The organism is Neisseria sp. HMSC061B04, from assembly GCF_001836705.1.
Lineage (GTDB): Bacteria > Pseudomonadota > Gammaproteobacteria > Burkholderiales > Neisseriaceae > Neisseria.
Genome location: NZ_KV830170.1, coordinates 40,916 through 58,308, shown reverse-complemented (window position 1 = coordinate 58,308; position 17,393 = coordinate 40,916). Strand labels below are relative to the sequence as shown.

15 protein-coding genes are annotated in these 17,393 nt (G+C 50.2%); 4 read left to right on the top strand and 11 right to left on the bottom strand.

The annotated features are described in order from the left end of the window. Nucleotides 1–726, bottom strand: coding sequence for a glycosyltransferase family 2 protein (locus HMPREF2661_RS00740; protein WP_070822087.1), 726 nt, complete (start codon nucleotides 724–726; stop codon nucleotides 1–3). Nucleotides 727–872: 146 nt separating this feature from the next. Next, on the bottom strand, nucleotides 873–2,639 hold the full coding sequence (locus HMPREF2661_RS00735; protein ID WP_070822086.1) for an ABC transporter ATP-binding protein/permease: 1,767 nt from the start codon (nucleotides 2,637–2,639) through the stop codon (nucleotides 873–875). Nucleotides 2,640–2,871: 232 nt separating this feature from the next. On the opposite strand from HMPREF2661_RS00735, the gene HMPREF2661_RS00730 reads away from it, so the two are divergent. The 3 genes from HMPREF2661_RS00730 (at nucleotide 2,872) to HMPREF2661_RS00720 (ending at nucleotide 6,897) form a co-directional block, all read left to right on the top strand. After that, the gene (locus HMPREF2661_RS00730; RefSeq protein ID WP_070822085.1) at nucleotides 2,872–5,154 is read left to right on the top strand and encodes a TonB-dependent receptor; all 2,283 of its coding nucleotides are present in this window, start codon (nucleotides 2,872–2,874) and stop codon (nucleotides 5,152–5,154) included. 199 nt (nucleotides 5,155–5,353) lie between these two features. Next, nucleotides 5,354–5,917: a peptidylprolyl isomerase gene (locus tag HMPREF2661_RS00725; RefSeq protein ID WP_070822084.1), complete on the top strand. Its 564-nt coding sequence runs from the start codon at nucleotides 5,354–5,356 to the stop codon at nucleotides 5,915–5,917. A 122-nt stretch (nucleotides 5,918–6,039) separates the two neighbouring features. After that, nucleotides 6,040–6,897, top strand: coding sequence for a CAF17-like 4Fe-4S cluster assembly/insertion protein YgfZ (locus tag HMPREF2661_RS00720; protein WP_070822083.1), 858 nt, complete (start codon nucleotides 6,040–6,042; stop codon nucleotides 6,895–6,897). Nucleotides 6,898–7,193: 296 nt separating this feature from the next. Here the strand turns inward: HMPREF2661_RS00720 and HMPREF2661_RS00715 are convergent, their stop codons facing one another. The 3 genes from HMPREF2661_RS00715 to alaS all read right to left on the bottom strand — a co-directional run bounded on the left by HMPREF2661_RS00715 (nucleotide 7,194) and on the right by alaS (nucleotide 12,427). Beyond that, nucleotides 7,194–8,279 carry a GmrSD restriction endonuclease domain-containing protein gene (locus tag HMPREF2661_RS00715; protein WP_070822082.1) on the bottom strand — a complete coding sequence of 362 codons (1,086 nt, stop codon included), beginning with the start codon at nucleotides 8,277–8,279 and terminating at the stop codon, nucleotides 7,194–7,196. Between the two features lie 24 nt (nucleotides 8,280–8,303). Continuing rightward, on the bottom strand, nucleotides 8,304–9,290 hold the full coding sequence (locus HMPREF2661_RS00710; RefSeq protein WP_070822081.1) for an adenine-specific methyltransferase EcoRI family protein: 987 nt from the start codon (nucleotides 9,288–9,290) through the stop codon (nucleotides 8,304–8,306). A gap of 242 nt (nucleotides 9,291–9,532) precedes the next feature. Then, nucleotides 9,533–12,427 carry an alanine--tRNA ligase gene (alaS, locus tag HMPREF2661_RS00705; protein ID WP_070822080.1) on the bottom strand — a complete coding sequence of 965 codons (2,895 nt, stop codon included), beginning with the start codon at nucleotides 12,425–12,427 and terminating at the stop codon, nucleotides 9,533–9,535. 251 nt (nucleotides 12,428–12,678) lie between these two features. Between alaS and HMPREF2661_RS00700 the strand changes: the two genes are divergently transcribed. Then, the gene (locus tag HMPREF2661_RS00700) at nucleotides 12,679–13,809 is read left to right on the top strand and encodes a polyamine ABC transporter substrate-binding protein (protein WP_070822079.1); all 1,131 of its coding nucleotides are present in this window, start codon (nucleotides 12,679–12,681) and stop codon (nucleotides 13,807–13,809) included. A gap of 169 nt (nucleotides 13,810–13,978) precedes the next feature. On the opposite strand, the gene ubiE is transcribed toward HMPREF2661_RS00700, so the two are convergent. The 6 genes from ubiE to HMPREF2661_RS11705 all read right to left on the bottom strand — a co-directional run bounded on the left by ubiE (nucleotide 13,979) and on the right by HMPREF2661_RS11705 (nucleotide 17,364). Next, nucleotides 13,979–14,716 carry a bifunctional demethylmenaquinone methyltransferase/2-methoxy-6-polyprenyl-1,4-benzoquinol methylase UbiE gene (gene ubiE / locus HMPREF2661_RS00695; protein ID WP_003746386.1) on the bottom strand — a complete coding sequence of 246 codons (738 nt, stop codon included), beginning with the start codon at nucleotides 14,714–14,716 and terminating at the stop codon, nucleotides 13,979–13,981. A 29-nt stretch (nucleotides 14,717–14,745) separates the two neighbouring features. Next, nucleotides 14,746–15,111 (bottom strand): MBL fold metallo-hydrolase, encoded by a 366-nt coding sequence (locus HMPREF2661_RS00690; RefSeq protein ID WP_234398631.1) that lies wholly within the window; start codon nucleotides 15,109–15,111, stop codon nucleotides 14,746–14,748. Nucleotides 15,112–15,131: 20 nt separating this feature from the next. Next, the gene (locus HMPREF2661_RS00685; protein ID WP_070822078.1) at nucleotides 15,132–15,563 is read right to left on the bottom strand and encodes a gamma-butyrobetaine hydroxylase family protein; all 432 of its coding nucleotides are present in this window, start codon (nucleotides 15,561–15,563) and stop codon (nucleotides 15,132–15,134) included. A gap of 1 nt (nucleotide 15,564) precedes the next feature. Beyond that, on the bottom strand, nucleotides 15,565–15,798 hold the full coding sequence (locus HMPREF2661_RS00680; protein WP_003679719.1) for a hypothetical protein: 234 nt from the start codon (nucleotides 15,796–15,798) through the stop codon (nucleotides 15,565–15,567). Between the two features lie 76 nt (nucleotides 15,799–15,874). Beyond that, nucleotides 15,875–17,164, bottom strand: a complete 1,290-nt coding sequence (locus HMPREF2661_RS00675) for a CAP domain-containing protein (protein WP_070822077.1) — start codon at nucleotides 17,162–17,164, stop codon at nucleotides 15,875–15,877. A gap of 68 nt (nucleotides 17,165–17,232) precedes the next feature. Next, nucleotides 17,233–17,364 (bottom strand): hypothetical protein, encoded by a 132-nt coding sequence (locus tag HMPREF2661_RS11705; protein ID WP_282822698.1) that lies wholly within the window; start codon nucleotides 17,362–17,364, stop codon nucleotides 17,233–17,235. Nucleotides 17,365–17,393: the final 29 nt, after the last annotated feature.

Genomic DNA, 17,393 nt, shown 5'->3' with positions numbered 1-17,393 from the left:
TCAGACGGCCTTTCCGAAAACTTTACCCAATCGGTGTTTCAACATACCGAAAAACAGCCGTGTATGCATTTTGCTGATGCGGACATTGTCGGCAAAGGCATCGAAGTGGGACACGCCGTCGGCGGCGTATTGGACGGGCGTTTTAATCCAAACCGGTTTGATGTCGCGCCAGTAGAGGCGGATAAGGATTTCTGTATCGAAGTCCATGCGGTCGCCTACAGTTTCTTCGCGGACAACGGATAGCGCGGGTGCAAGCGGATAGAGGCGGAAGCCGCACATGCCGTCTTTGATGTCGCATGACCAAGTGTGCAGCATATTCCAAAAGTCGGTAATTTTGCGTCCGTAAAGCCGTGCTTTGGGCGCATCATCGCCGTATTGCGGCCAGCCGCAAACAACGGCTTCGGGATTTTGTTCTGCTGCGGCGAGGAGTTTGGGTGTGTCGCTTAAGCAATGCTGGCCGTCTGCATCAACCTGCAAGACGTGGGTATAGCCATGTTCTTGAGCGTATTCCAAGCCGGTTTTGACCGCTGCGCCTTTGCCGCCGTTGATGGGGTGGTAAAGGACATCAATGCCTTCTGAAACCAAAGCCTGCAATACAGGTTTGCATTCTTCGCGTGAACCGTCGTCCACAATTAAAACGTTTAAACCAAAGCCGCGCATGGTTTGGGCAACGTGGCTGATGGTGGTCGGGTGGTTGTAATGTGGAATAAGGGCCAGGGTTTTCATCAATATTCTTTAGGCGACGTTAACACAATGCAGAGTATAACAAATAAACATGCCATAGCGTTTGAAAAGGCCGTCTGAAACGGCGCTGACAAAATCATTTGATTTCGTTTTTCACTGTTTCAGACGGCCTTTGGTATGCCCTTAATTCAGCATTGTACATGACCGACATCAAGGCATAAATCATGGAACTCGTTGAGCGTGCTGCGGTGTCCGATGCTGATGATGATGGTGTCGGGTAGTTTTTGTTTTAAAGCACGGTAGAGCATGGCTTCGGTCGGTTCGTCCAAGGCGGCGGTGGCTTCGTCGAGCAGGATGACTTTGGGTTGCGAGAGCAGGGCGCGGACGAAGGCAACGCGTTGCAGTTCGCCGGGGGAGAGTTTATGTTGCCAGTCGTCGGTTTTGTCTAATTTATCAATCAGATAATCTAAGCGGCAGGTGTTCATGGCTTCAGCTAGTTCGGGATGCTGTTTGTCGATGTCAGGATAACAAATCGCGTCGCGCAGGCTGCCTTGCGCCGTATAGGGGCGTTGCGGCAGGAAAAGGATGTCTTGGTGTGGCGGATGGTTGACTTTACCACTGCTGCCAAACGGCCAAAGGCCTGCCAGCGCGCGCAGTAGGGAAGTTTTGCCGCAACCGCTCGGGCCGCGTATCAACAGGGAATCGCCGCTTTTAAGGTTGATATTGATGCCGTCTAATAAAACTTCGCCGTTGTGGCGGTATAGGGCGACGTTTTCTAAGATCAGGCCGTCTGAAACTTCGGTAAGCTCGGGTTGTTGTGCGGCGTGTTTTTCTTCCGTGCTCAGCAAAAAGCCGTACAGACGCTCCAATCGGGCTCGGTAGGCGGTGAACTTGTTGTAGAACATACGGAAGAAAGACAGCGCGTTTTGCAGTCGTGCGAAGGCTTGGACGGTCTGCTGAATGTCGCCGATTTTGATTTGTCCGGCAAACAGGCGCGGAGCTTGCAAAATAATGGGGAAGAGCTTGATACCGTTGGTGAACATATCGTTAAAGCCGCTCAGGCAGACGCTTTGTCGAGCAATGCGCCAACGGTTGCGGATAATGGCTTTAAAGCGGTCGGAAAGCTGGTCGTGTTCGTGTTTTTCGCCGCTGTAAAACGCCACGCTTTCGGCATGGTCGCGTACGCGGATAAGAGAGTAACGGTAGTCGCCGTTGAGCTTTTCGTTTTCATAGTTGTAACGAATCAACGGGTTGCCTATCCACATGGCGATAAAGGTTGCCAAAATCACAAACATATAGACAAACCAAACGATGCCGTGCGGAATGTCGAGGCCGAACACGGTCAGGATGCCTGCCAAGCCCCACAAAACAACGGCAAATTCCAGCGAGGTAACGACCGAATTGACCATGCCGCGCACAAATTCGATGGTCGAGGCGATGAAGTCCTGCGCGTCCTGTTGGATACGCTGGTCGATGTTGTCCGGCGCGTGGCGGCGCATTTGCAGGCGGTAGTAGTTTTTGTCGGCAAGCCAGCGTGAAGTCAAAACTTCATTGAGCCGCTCCGACCATTTAATCGCCAAACCTTGATCGAGAAAGTCGTTGACGACGTTGTTAAACGCCCGTATCAACACGACGCCTGCATTCATCGCTGCAAACATCCAAAACGCGGAGGCATTCAAATCCTGCATTGAGTCGTAAAGCCCTTTGGACATAAAGGTGCTCAACACATTAAGCCGTACTTCGGTTAACAGCAGCGTAATCATTGCCGTAATCAGCAGCAGAATTTTGACGGTACTTTTCGGCGTCAGGCACAGGCGCAGGATATAGCTAAACTCGCGCCCGAAGCGTGTATTGCGTGCAAAAAACAGAATCACTGCCGAGGCGGCGGCGACCATCAACAAGGTCTGCACCAGCCAAGACGGTGAAGAATAAAGCTCGGTTTGCCATTTTTGCATGGGTGTATTCTCTGAAAGGGTCGTAAAGGCCGTCTGAAATGACGGCAAATTTATTGAATTATGAGCACTATGAAAATAGTTTTTCAAACTGTTGTATTTTTGTATTTACAAACAGTTCTTATTTGTTTTTGTGGAAAGTAGGAATCTTATCAAATATAATCGTAAAGCTAAATTACTTTGTAATTTTTTACCCGATATAAGAATTATTAATATTTCAATTCAGAAGGAATTTATGAACAGCAAATTAGCCTTAATGCCGCTTGTGGTTGCAAGCGCATTCGCCTACGCCGCCGATGAAGCCACCCCTGCTCCCGAAGCCCATGCAGAAGTTCAGGAAGTCAAAGTCCACGCCGACGCCAAACGCGTGAAGGCCGCACGCTCTTATTCTATTGCCAGCGATGGCGATATGCGCGACCGTGTGAACTTGGGCGTGTTGGGTAAAGCCAATGCCTTTACCGCTCCGATTACCGTGGTCAATTACGACGAAAAAGCCCTCAACAACACCGAAGCGCGTACTTTGGTGGATGCCGTAGCGAAAAAAGACGCTTCGACTTGGCAGTTTGGCGGCGAAAGCAATACGCTGACCGGTCTGTACTTCCGCGGTTACCAACTTGATGCGCGCCAATTCAGCGTCAACGGTTTGGCCGGTATGTACGGCACGCAAGGCACGGCCAGCGTGCAAGTCGGCTCCGCGCAACTGATTAAAGGTGCGTCCACCGCCGTAAATGGCATGGACCCTGAAGGCGCAGTATCCGGTTCCGTCAACATCGAAACCAAAAAAGCCGCCGATGAAGGCAACCGCAAAATCGGTTTGGGCTGGTTCAGCAACAATCGCGCCCAAGGTACGTTCGACTTGGGCCAACGCTTCGGTGAAAACAAAGAATTCGGCGTGCGCGCCAACGGCAAACTGCGCCACGGCGATACCCCGCGCCACGGCTACAGCGAAGACAACAAAGAATTTGCCTTAAATGCCGACTATCGCGGCGAAAAAGTGCGCGTGGCGTTCGATTCTATCTACGCAAAACGCAAAACCAACGGTGGCCGCGCGCGTATGCAGGATATTCAAAACCTGCAAGGCCGTCTGTTTGATGCACCTGATGGTAAAACCAACCTGCTGCCTTCTTGGAACTGGCAAAACACCGTCGGCCAAACCAATATGCTAACGTTTGAATGGGATGCGTTTGACAATGCACAGATTACAGGCGGTATCGGCTACAACAAAGCGCGTTATTACGGTACGCTGATTTCTCCTACTGTATGTTTGAATGCCACCAGTACTTGTACCGATGCGCAAAACACAAACGCCAGCGGCAAAGTAACGGCCCGCAACTATGACTACAACACCGGCACGGCCCGTTTGACCGACCAATACTTCCGCACATTAAGTATGAACCTGTCTGCGCGAGGCGAATTTGAAACCGGCCCTGTAACGCACAACTGGAGTACGGCTTTTGACCGCGTTATCCGTCAACGCGCCACTACGCGCGGTTTGTCAGCAGGTAGCAGCAGCGCGAAAATTTCTGCAAGCGGCGATATTGCAGCGCAACTTGATTCTTTCCAACCGGACTATGCAACCGATTGGGAAAGCTCTGCCAATCTTGATGCCAATATCAAAGTCAACAGCTTGGCTTTGTCTGACACACTGGGTTTTGCCGACAACAAATACCGTCTGACTTTGGGCGGTCGTTTCCAAGCGGTTGAATATACCGATAAAAAAGCAGGCCAAAGCGGCGATGCCAAACGCTTCAGTCCGATGTTGATGGCTGCATGGGTGCCGCAGCCCGATTTGGTGGTATACGGCAACTATATGGAAGACTTGGAGCCTGCCGATATCAAAACCGACGATGACGGCAATACCACCATGTCCAAACCGCGTGTCAGCCGTCAGTTTGAAGTGGGTGTGCGTAAAAACTGGGGTAATTTCGTGACCACGTTAAATGCGTTCCAAATCAAACGTCCGGGTTACTGGCGCGGTTCTACCACCGGCAAAACAGACTTCGCAGCGTATAAAGCTTTGGGCGGCGCAGCCAGCGACGAGCAAGGCATGGAGCGTAGCCGCGGTATTGAGTTCAACACCTACGCGAACTTGCTCAACAATACTTTGCGTCCGACTTTGGGGCTGATGTATCTGCAATCGACCGTGAAAGACTACCCAAATTCACGCGATATGCTGGTAAACGGCGTACAAGTCGCCAATCCGCGCGTAATTGCCAAAGCAGGTGTCGAGTGGGATACCCCGTTTGCTAAAGGCTTGACCTTGAGCAGCAATGTTTCGTATTTTGGCAAGTCTTACCAAGACACGCAAAAACAATACGCTTTCCCATCTTACACTTTGGTTGATGTAGGCGCGCGCTACAAAACCAAGCTCGGCAAAAATACGTTGACCGTCAGCAGCTCGGTAGAAAACCTGTTCAACAAAAACTACTGGCAGGTACAGCGCGGCCAATACGACCGCAGCTTCGCCGTTGTCGGTATGCCGCGCACTTATTGGCTGAAAGCGGAGTTGGATTTCTAATCTGATTTCGGTTTGACCGTAATAGCAGGCCGTCTGAAAGGGAATGATAAAAAGCAAAAATTTGTTTTTTATCCCTTTTTAGACGGCCTGATTTGATTGCCTTATGTTTTTTGCTTGAAAAATCTTACATGTTTTTTATGGATTTCACGCGAAACAAGGTTAATATTCCATTTTCACAATACATTATTCGAGAAGACATATGAAAAAATCCATCAAACTGACCCTGTGCGCCCTCGCACTCTCACTTTCCGTGCAAGCGCAAGCGGTTACCCATGCCGTGATTGAAACCAATATGGGCAACATCCAACTGGAGTTGGATGAAGTCAAAGCGCCGAAAACTGTGGCAAACTTTGTCAATTATGCCAAAAAAGGTTTTTACGACAACACGATTTTCCACCGCGTTATCGACAATTTTATGATTCAAGGCGGCGGATTTACCGAGGAAATGGTTCAAAAATCCACCGATAAAGCCATCAACAACGAAGCAGACAACGGCCTGAAAAATAACGTCGGCACCATTGCCATGGCGCGCACCGGCGATCCGAATTCCGCAACCAGCCAGTTCTTTATCAATACGGCCGACAACGACTTTTTGAATTTCAAAAGCAAAACCCCTCAAGGCTACGGCTATGCCGTTTTCGGTAAAGTTACTTCCGGCATGGACGTGGTCCGTAAAATCAGCAAAGTGAAAACGGCGACACGCGGCTTCCATCAAGATGTACCGACCGAAGCCGTGATTATCCGCAAAGTCAGCATCAAATAATTTTGATTGTTTGAGCCCAAACAACAGGCCGTCTGAAACATTCAGACGGCCTGAATTTATTTATTTGATAATAAGCGGCAATTTGGGCGATAATTCAGCATCCACAATTTAAGGAGTCGATTATGCAAACCCGCCTGCCTTTTTTCGGCGTTGTCCGCGTCAGCGGCGAAGACAGGGCTTCATTTCTTCATGGCCAATTATCCAACGATATTAATAATTTAGCTTCCGGTCAGGCATGTTATGCCACATACAATACGCCTAAAGGCCGTGTGTTGGCGAATATGCTGGTCGTCAATCGCGGAGAGGATTTGCTGCTGGTCATGGCGCAAGATTTGACCGAAGCCATCGTCAAACGCCTGAGAATGTTTGTTTTGCGTGCAAAAGTCGTCTTCGAGTTGATGCCCGATTTGGCAGTCAGTGGCGAATTGGCAGACAATGCATCACCACATCCTGCTGCCGAACCGCAACTGTCTTTCCCGGCTCAGATTCATGAAAACGCCGTAGAAATTGCCTTGCCGCACACAGGCCGTCTGAAAATTTCAGCAGCAGAAAACGCATCCGAATATCAAGCAGAAGCCGAAAACGCATGGAACCTGCACGAAATCCGCAGCGGCTATCCGTGGATTTGCGCCGCAACCAAAGAAGCGGCTGTTGCCCAAATGCTCAACCAACACATCATCGGCGCAGTCCATTTCCGTAAAGGCTGCTACCCCGGCCAAGAAATCATCGCCCGCGCCCAATACCGAGGCCAAGTCAAACGCGGTCTGGCCGTATTAAGCGGAGATTCCTTAGAAGCCGCCGGTATTGCCATCAAAGTCGGTGAGGAAGAAGCAGGCGTTATCCTTAATACGGCACTGACTGAACAAGGCAGCCTCAGCCTTGCCGTTATCAAATTTTCCGCAGCAGAAGCAGCATTGACCGATGCAGACGGTAATGCTTTGAAACAGGAAAAACTGTTTTTTACGGTTGAGAAAGATTGATTGTCAGATGATTGAATAAAAAGCTTAAATATTAGCTTGAAATGAAAACAGAAAGGCCGTCTGAAATTCAGACGGCCTTTGATATTGAGTTTTGTTGGTACATGACCCAAGCTGCGTTTGCTGCTGACTGGATTACGGCATGGTTTGGAATCATTCGGTAGCAACAAAAACCGCGTGCGTGCGTACCGCACACACCCTACACCTTAATCTTAAGGTTTGCGTCGCCCGCAGTGGTAGAGTGTGTGGTCTAGCCACGCACGCGGTTGACAGGGGTGCGGGCTACGGCTTGCTTTTAGCTATTTATTGGATTTTTTGCGGTTACAGTTTGTGCACAACATCTGCCCGTTGTCTTCGTTAGTTTTACCGCCTTCGCTCCACGGTATGATGTGGTCGCCTTCCATTTGGTCAAGCTCAAATTTTTCTTTGCAATGCGGGCAGATGCCGTTTTGTTTTTCGTACATTTTGCGCTTCATACCGTCTGAAAAAGTGCGCAAGTTGAGGTATTTTTCATTGCGGGTCAGCACATAGGGGTAGATGCCTTTTTTGTTGCCGATTTCATCGTCCAGCATCAGGGTTTTGATTTCGGCTTCCAGTTTGTCTGCGTCCAGCACTTTATCTTTGAATTGGTCATACAGCCCGCCCCATTCCACGCCTTTCATTTCTTTTTTGCGCTTCACGGGGAAGGTTGCCTCCACCCAAGTGATGGCAGCCTGAAAATATTGCCAAAGAGCTAGCGCGTTTGGGTCATGCTGGTGTTTTGCCATATAGCTTTCAATTTGCCCTTGTGAAATCCAGTTCAACGCCTTTTCCAACAGCTCCTGCCGTATCGGGCTGCCTGAAATATAATCCTGCCCGATTTGATACGCCGCGCAGCCGTTTTTGCTGAAATAGCGTTTGGCATCGGCAAGCCATGAGCCGTGATAAACGGCGTTGCGCAATTCCTGCTGCGTGAGTTTTTCGCCCGCAATGTTGATGGTTTCAAACCATTTCAATTTTTCGCTGTCTGAGCCTTCGCACACATAAACCATCAGTTCGTAATCCAAAATCTGCTGTTGCTCATCGTCTTGCAGATTATGGAAATAGCGCATCATGTAGGCAAAATCGCCCGCGATATACTGGCAAAGCGAAAGGGTGCGCTGCTGCCCGTCAATCACTTCAAACGTGCCGTCTTCGCGTTTTGCCCAATACATCACATTCAGCGGAAAGCCCTGCCGCACGGTTTCAATTACGGCATCGCGCTGTTTGTCTTTATAGACAAATTCGCGCTGATACGGCGGGCGTACATCAAGCAGACCACCGTAGGCGCGTACGCCTTTTTCCGCATCATCTTGGTAGTCTTTGACCAAATCGCGCACGGTAATTTGTTTTAATTCGATTTTCATGGGTTTTCTCCGTTAAATAGGTTTTCAGGCTGCCTTAATTTTTCGTTTGATAAGAACTCGGAAATAGGGACATTTACCATTTATAGATAAATCTTGTTCATCATTCCCTTTCCTGAATTTAATAATTTCAAACTGTTCAGGATTGTATTTATCCAAAAACGTAATCGGCACACCCATTGCGCCATCAAAATCACAAGGGATTTCCGCCACTTTGGAAACATCAACCGCATCATAATTGTCGTAATGCGGATATTCTTCGGACGTGTAGCGTTTGTATAAAATCAACTCTTCGTGGCGTTTGTCGTGGTCAAGATTGGTAAACCAGCAGGCTTGGGCGCGGGCTTTGACTTCGCCGTCGATAATGCGGTAGCTGCTGCCCGATTTTTTGGTTTGAACCAACGTTTCTGCATAATGCTCTGGCACGCCAAACAGCATATCCGTACCCATAGGCGTAACGCCCAGCCACATTTTGTCATCTTTAATCAGCGGGAAAATTTCTTTGTAAGTGATGGCGTTTTTATTGCCGATAATCAGAAATTTCTTGCCGTATTCCACCAACTGCGCCACATATTCGCGAAACAGCGAAAACGGCGGATTGGTTACGACAATATCGGCTTGTTTTAACAGCGCGATACACTCTTCACTGCGGAAATCGCCATCGCCTTTGAGCGGCAAAACTTGGATTTCGCTCGGGTCGGGCACTCGGTTGCCGTTTTTGTCGCCTTCGTAAATCAGGTAAACAGCCTGTTCGCTGTCGTTTTGGCTGAACAGGTCGGCGGCTTGGCTTTTGTAACAAGTCGCCATCAGCTTTTTCAGGCCGAGGGTTTCGAAATTGTGGGAAAAATAATGAAAGAAATTGCTGACGCGCGGGTCGTCGCAATTGCAATAGACGGTTTTGTTTTTGAAATGGTGTTTGTAGTGCCGCAGTTCTTTGTCGATGTCGGCAAGCTCGGTGTAGAACTCGTCATTTTTAGCGCGGTTGGCGGCATGGAGAGATTTGTTACCCGACATATCAAGCCCCTCCCAAAACAGCAGAAGTGCTTGATAAGTTGTTGATATTTAGGTTATAATTGGCTGGCTGGCTGGCTGGCTGGCTGGCTGGCTGGCTGTAATTGTGTCTAAAATTCATAAAGTTAGCTCCTGTTATTTTTCGGATTTGACTAAAGGCCGTCTGAAACCGTTTCAGACGGCCTTTCGTTTGGATAGAGACAGCCTGAAAACCTAATCTCAGTTTTCAGGCTGCCTTTCTTACATCAAGCCAGCTTCGCGCCGACCCAATCTTTCACGCTCTCAATCATCGCGGGCAGTTTCTCGACATCGCTGCCGCCGGCCTGTGCCAAGTCCGGTCTGCCACCGCCTTTGCCGCCGACTTGTTCGGCTGCAAATTTAACCAGATCGCCTGCTTTGACTTTGGCAGTCAACGGTTTGGATACGCCTGCGCACAGGGAAACTTTGCCGTCGTTTACTGCGGCGAGTAATACGATGGCTTGTTCTGATTTGCCGGTCAAGTCGGTCACGATTTCGCGCAGGGCTGCGGCATCGGCTTCGATTTGGGCGGCAACGAGTTTGGCTGCGCCCAAGTCTTTTGCGTTGTCCAAGAGTTTGGCGCCTGCGTGGACGGCGAGTTCGGCTTTGGCGCGTGCCAATTCTTTTTCCAATGCTTTGGCGTGTGCCGCGCCTGCTTGGATTTTCGCCAGTACGTCTTTTTCGGTTTGGGCTTTGGTTTCGGCAATGATGTCTTTAACCAAACGCTCTTGATCTTGCGCCCATTTGAGTGCGTTCAGGCCGGTGATGGCTTCGATACGGCGTACGCCTGCGGCAATACCGCCTTCGCTGATGATTTTGAAGAGGCCGATGTCGCCGGTGCGTGAAACGTGTGTACCGCCGCACAATTCGGTAGAGAAACCGCCCATTTGCAGTACGCGTACTTCGTCGCCGTATTTTTCGCCGAAGAGCATCATGGCGCCGGTTTTTTGGGCATCCTCCATGCTCATAATGGCGGCGTTGACGGCAACGTTGGCCAAAATGGCTTCGTTGACGCGGCGTTCGACTTCGGCGATTTCTTCGGAAGTTACTGCTTGAGGATGGGAAATGTCGAAACGGGTGGATTCGGCGGTAACTAAAGAGCCTTTTTGTTCAACGTGTTCGCCCAATACATCGCGAAGGGCTTTGTGCATCAAGTGGGTCGCGCTGTGGTTGCGCATATTGGCATTGCGGATTTCGTCATCCACTTTGGCGGTAACGCTGTCGCCGACTTTCAGACGGCCTGAAGTTTGTACGCCGAATTGACCGAATACGGCCGCTTTGATTTTTTGGGTATCGCGTACTTCAAAGCGGTTTTCGCCTGCGAAGATATAGCCGACGTCGCCGACTTGACCGCCGGATTCTGCATAGAACGGGGTAAAGTCGATAACGATGGCACCTTCGTCGCCTTCGTTCAATTCGTTGACTTGCTCGCCGTCTTTGTAGAGGGCGAGGACTTTGGATTCGGTTTGGCGTTCGCTATAACCTTTAAACTCGGTGTCCTGACCTTCGTAAGGCAGTTGGGCGTTGGCTTTGAAGCTTTGTGCGGCGCGTGCGCGTGCGCGTTGGGCTTCCATCTCACGCTCGAAGCCTGCTTCGTCCAAGTCGATGCCCAGTTCGCGCGCCATGTCGGCGGTTAGGTCGTAGGGGAAACCGTAGGTGTCGTAGAGTTTGAAGATGTGTTCGCCGCCGATAACGAGTTTGCTGTTGGCGATGTTGTCCATCAAGTAGGTGTTCAAGGCTTCGGCAAACGGTTTTTCCGCGTCGGGAATATGGGCGGTTTCCAAAGCAGCCTGCAAATCGATATACATGCCTTCGTTCAGGCTGCCTGAAACTCGAGGACGGATAACGATTTGCTTTTTGCCCGGAGTAACACGGGAAGCGGCGGTAAATTCCACACCATCTGCAGTTTTCAATGTCAGTGGTTTGCCCACACCGTCTTGCGGCAGCAGGCTTTCCAGTTTCAGGAATTTCATGCCGTTGAGCACTTGGTTGAACAAGCCCATGCCTTTTTCCAGCGTTTCGCCGAAGCGGCTTTCTTCCGCGCGCAAGGCTTCCATAATCTGTGTCTGTTTCTCTTTCAACTCAGGATACGCATCACCCATTACTTTGACTAAATCGGGCACAAGTTTGTAGAAAAACGCCTGTTTCTGACCGAGTTTGTAACCGTGGCGTACAGCGCGGCGGATAATGCGGCGCAATACGTAGCCGCGGCCTTCGTTGGAAGGCAATACGCCGTCTGCAATCAGGAAGGAGCAGGAGCGGATGTGGTCGGCGATGACTTTCAGGCTGGGTTCTTCCATGCTGAATGGCGCGCCGGTTTCGCGGGCAACGGCTTTGAGCAGGTCTTGGAACAAGTCGATTTCGTAGTTGCTGTGAACATGCTGCATGACGGCGGCCATACGCTCCAAGCCCATGCCGGTATCGACGGAAGGCTTAGGCAGCGGATTCATATTGCCTTGTTCGTCGCGGTTGAACTGCATGAATACGCAGTTCCAAATTTCGATCCAGCGGTCGCCGTCTTCTTCAGGGCTGCCCGGAATGCCGCCCCAGATTTCTTCGCCGTGGTCGTAGAAAATTTCGGAGCAAGGGCCGCAAGGGCCGGTGTCGCCCATTTGCCAGAAGTTGTCGGATGCGTATTTCGCGCCTTTGTTGTCGCCGATACGGACGATGCGCTCGGCAGGCATGCCGATTTCGTTCAACCAAATGTTGTAGGCTTCGTCGTCTTCTGCGTAAACGGTCGCCAAGAGTTTTTCTTTAGGGATATTCAACCATTCGGGAGAAGTCAGGAATTCCCAAGCGAAGTGGATCGCGTCGCGTTTGAAGTAGTCGCCGAAGGAGAAGTTACCCATCATTTCAAAGAAGGTGTGGTGGCGGGCGGTGTAGCCGACGTTTTCCAAGTCGTTGTGTTTGCCGCCTGCGCGTACGCATTTTTGCGCGGTAGTGGCGCGGTTGTAGGGGCGTTTGTCAAAGCCGAGGAATACGTCTTTAAATTGGTTCATGCCTGCGTTGGTAAACAGCAGGGTCGGGTCGTCGTGTGGCACGAGCGAGGAAGAGCGGACGATGGTGTGGCCTTTAGATTCGAAAAATTTCAGGAATTTTTGGCGTAGTTCGGTGGTTTTCATAATGTCTCGATAAAATTTTGTACAAAGATTTCAGACGGCCCGGACGGCGCGTTGAGATTAAAAACGAATGGGCGTTATCTTACCGCAAAACCATATTTCAAGCTATCGGCAGAAAGGTTTTAAGTTGGCGGCAAGCTGTCTTTCAGACGGCCTCAAGCGGGTCGATATCTTTTAGCAATGAAGCCTATCCGCCCCGGCTTGCCTGCTTTATAATGCCTTTCTCTTTTCAACCGGATACGCAAGGAATGATAATGGCCAAACATCTGCCCCTCATTGTACTGACTGCGCTGGCATTGGCCGGCTGCGGCGGCTCGGACAAAACTTCTGCCGACAAGGCGGCGCAAACCGATAATCAAAAGGTATTGAGCATTTACAACTGGTCGGAATATGTCGATCCCGAGACGGTTGCTGCGTTTGAGAAAAAACACGGTATCTCAGTAACTTATGATGTATATGACAGCGATGAAACGCTGGAGAGCAAGGTATTAACCGGCAAGTCGGGTTACGACATCGTGGGTCCTTCCAATGCGTTTGTCGGTAGGCAGATTAAGGCAGGTGCGTATCAGAAAATCGACAAATCCCTGATTCCCAACTATAAAAACTTGAATCCTCAGTTGATGAAACTGATGGAAGGCGTTGATCCGAATCACGAATACGCCGTTCCGTTTTATTGGGGGACTAACACCTTCGCCATCAATACCGAGCGTGTGAAAAAGGCTTTGGGTACGGACAAACTGCCGGACAATCAATGGGATTTGGTGTTTAACCCCGAATACACGTCCAAACTCAAGCAATGCGGCATCAGCTATTTGGACAGCGCGGCGGAAATTTATCCTATGGTGTTGAACTATATGGGTAAAAATCCAAACAGCAGCGAAACGGCGGATATTAAGGCGGCTACGGAAGTCTTGAAGAAAAACCGTCCGTACATCAAGCGTTTTACCTCGTCCGGTTTTATCGATGATTTGGCGCGCGGCGATACTTGCGTAACGATTGGTTTTGGCGGCGATTTGAACATTGCCAAACGTCGTGCCGAAGAAGCGGGCGGCAAGGAAAAAATCCGTGTGATGATGCCGAAAGAAGGCGTGGGAATTTGGGTGGACTCGTTTGTGATTCCGAAAGATGCCAAACATGTGGCCAATGCCCATGCGTATATCAATGATTTCTTAGATCCTGAAGTTGCGGCGAAAAACGGCAATTTTGTCACTTATGCACCGTCCAGCAAACCGGCTCAGGAGCTGATGGATGAAGAGTTTAGAAACGACAATACGATTTTCCCGACTGATGAAGATTTGAAAAACAGCTTTATCATGGTGCCTATCCAGCCGGCGGCGTTGAAATTTATGGTCCGTCAATGGCAAAGCGTGAAAGCAGGAAAATAAGCTGATTTGAGCATATTCAGGCCGTCTGAATGGTGTAACCGAAATTTTTAATTTCGTTTTACGGCTGTTCAGACGGCCTTTGGTTTGTGTCAGACTGGCTTGAATAAGGTTTGAAAAAAACAAAGGGCGTGTTTATCAATCACGCCCTTTGTGTTTGTTTCAGACGGCCTTAGAATTTCACGCCTTTATGCAGGGCAACAATGCCTGCGCTCATGTTGTGGTAATCCACGCTGTCGAAGCCTGCATCCAGCATCATTTGCTTCAAGGTTTCTTGGTCGGGGTGCATACGGATGGACTCGGCGAGGTATTGGTAGCTATCGGCATCTTTGGCAATCAGTTTGCCCATAATCGGCAACAGTTTGAAAGAGTAGAGGTCGTACACGCCTTCCAAAGGTTTGTACACTTTAGAGAATTCCAACACCAGCAGGGTGCCGCCCGGTTTCAATACGCGGTACATTTCTTTCAGCGCGGCATCTTTGTGCGTCATGTTGCGCAGGCCAAATGCGACGGAAACCAGATTGAAATAGTTGTCGGGGAACGGCAATTTTTCAGCGTCTGCCAACGATACGGGCAGAATCATGCCTTCGTTGAGCAGGCGGTCGCGGCCGACCGTCAGCATGGAGGAGTTGATGTCTGTCAGCCAAACTTCGCCTTCTTTGCCCACACGTTTCGCCCAGCCTCGGGACAAATCGCCAGTACCGCCGGCGATATCCAATACTTTGTCACCTTTTTTCAGGCGGGCGGTATTGATGGTGAAATGTTTCCAAACACGGTGCAGACCGCCGGACATTACGTCATTCATAATGTCATAGTTTTTTGCCACGGAGTGGAAGACTTCGGCAACTTTGCCTGCTTTTTCGTCTTCGTCAACGGTAGTGAAGCCGAAATGGGTTTTGTGGTCGCTCATAGTGTCTGCCTTCTTAAAATAATACGGATTCAGATATCGAATACGTCGAAATCGCCAACCACTTTCGACGCGGGAAATATAGTTTGTGCCTGCCGCTCCAGTATCAGGCGTTGTTCTTCTTCGGTATAACGTGCGCTGATGTGGGTCAGGTAAAGTTGTTTCACATTGGTTTGCAAAGCCAGTTTGGCGGCATCGAATATGCTCGAATGGAACACTCGTTCCGCTGTCTCTTCATCGCCTGCCGCAAAGGTTGCTTCATGCACCAAAACGTCTGCGTTTTGCGCGGCGCGTACTGCCTGCGGACGGGCTTTGGTATCGCCGAAGATGGCCACTTCTCGGCCTTTTTGGGGCGGGGAGAGGGACGCTTTGCCGTCAATGGTTCTTCCGTCATTCAAGCTTACGGTCTCGCCTTTTTTCAGACGGCCTTTCCGCCGCAACCGCCGCTACCGCAGGAATGTGTGTGTTTGGGTTTCAAATCTTCAGCACTTGGCGTTCTGGACGCACCGGCTTTTTCGAGGCGGTTGAGATAGTCTTGCCAAAGCGCATCTTGATTGTGCGCCAGTCGGTAGAGATAGTCCCAGTCGTAAAGGCCGCTGTCGTGGCCGTCTGAAAAAGTAATTTTCAAGGCGTATTGGCCGACGGGGTCTAAATCGGTAATGCTGACTTCGGCTTTGCCTGTTTGCAAAACATCTTGACCGGTACCGTGTCCGCGCACTTCCGCGCTGGGCGAGTACACGCGCAGGTATTCGGCAGGAAGGCTCTTGGCACCGTCAACATAGACCAAAGTCAGTACGCGCCGTTCTTTTTGGAGGCGGATTTCTTGTGGGATTTTATCGGCTTGGGTCATGTCATGCTCCGTTCTTTTTACGCAAATAGGCAACGCGTACAGAAAAAATACCGCCAAGTACGGCAAACAGCACGATTGCGTAGAGTGAAAACCGTATCAGGCTCACTTGTGTGTCCGCCGTCAGCCCCAAGGGCAGCAACATCACGGCAACGAACAGTAAAAATGCGGCCAACATGGCGGCAATGCTGGCAAAGGCATAGCGGGTATTGGCTGCTGTTTGCGGATGTTTGGTCATATTGGATAGCTTGCCGTAGGGTAATGAGGCGGTATTTTATCAGTTTTTTGGTGCTTCATGCCGTCTGAAAACGGCTTTATTTCCATAAATAAAGTGTAATGGCGCGCCTGTCTTCGCCTTCGGGCATTAAGCGGATGCTACTGCCTTTGCTTCCGTTGACACGGATAATGATACCGCCGGCCTGCCGCTCGATGATGTCGAGTTGGGTGTCGCGGTTCATGCGGTAGTTGTAGCGTTCGCATTGTTTCAAGCACCAAAAATCCTGCCAATGGATAAAATATTTTTGTCCGGATTCGATGGCCAGCGTTTCGCCGCCTTTGACGATGAAATAAGGATAATCGGGTTTTTGCGTGCTGAATGTCCATTCGGCCGTTCTGTTTTTTCCGTTTTGACGGTATTGGAACACAGCACGGTAGTCGGTGTCGTATTCCAATGGCTGTAAAGGAAACAGCGCAAATTGGCGTTCGGTCAGGAGGCGGTTTGGGTCATTATCTTTATCTAAGATTTTGACGTCTTTGATTTCTTTTGTGTCCTGATACAGTTTGAACGAACGCATTTTGACCGGGGGCGATTGTTCGGAGAAGGCGATGCTGACCGGATTGCCGGTCATTTCATAATGCGGCATAGGGTCGGGACGCTCGCCATGGAAAACCGGCGAAGCGAAATTGCCTTGCGGATAGGTGATGTAAGGCCGGGTTTTGCGGTTGGAAATTTCGTCCGCATAAACAATGGTGTGGCCATGACAGGCATCTTGATAAAACGAGCGGCTGAGGTCGGAGAGAGGGCGGTTTTTTTGGCAGAGGCTGTTGAATCTGCTGTCGCCCTGATTGATGCTCAGCGCGATTTGTTTGCCTTGCGATTCAAATGCTGCACCGGCTTCGTCGATATTTTGATCGAGCAAGGAGAAACGGTGGTAAATCGCCGTCATCAGGTTGTCCAGTTGATGTTGGGCAGGTAGATGGTCGTTGATTTTTTCGTTTGGCGGGTGCTGGCCGGTGCTGACGTTTTCGTGCACGCCTTTATAGGCATAACCGGCTTTGCGCGTGCGGTCGGATGGGCGTGGGCCTGTGTAAAAGGGATTGCGTGTATTGTGTTCGTCATGTCCGTCGTCAGGATTTTGCAGCAGATAGCGGGCATGATTGCGCGCGGCGCGTTCGAGTGTGGCTGAGTGCGCCAGTGCGGGCAGGTTGGCTGAGGCGCGGAGGAAGTTTAAATACGCCAAGGCGTCAAAATCGGCAACGGCAGTACGATTTTGCGGCGGTTGGGCATAGATGAGCTGGTCTTCGGAATAGCGGTGGGTTTCGTAGTATTGGAATATGCCGAGGGCGACGGCAAAACCGCCCAGCCAGTAAAGAATATGTTTCATTATATGTACTGCGTTCAGACGGCCTTGAGCTACGGCTCTTTCCCCTTGAAACTCATGCCGCTGAATGATTATTTTGATGGCGGTTTGACTTGGAATGCTTCAGGATGGGATTTGAAATATTCGACAGCGACAAACCCGCCGCCAATAATAAGCAACAGGGCAATGGCCATGCCGATCATCGCTAAAATGAATTTGTCCATATTGGTCCGTTTGAATGAAGGCCGTCTGA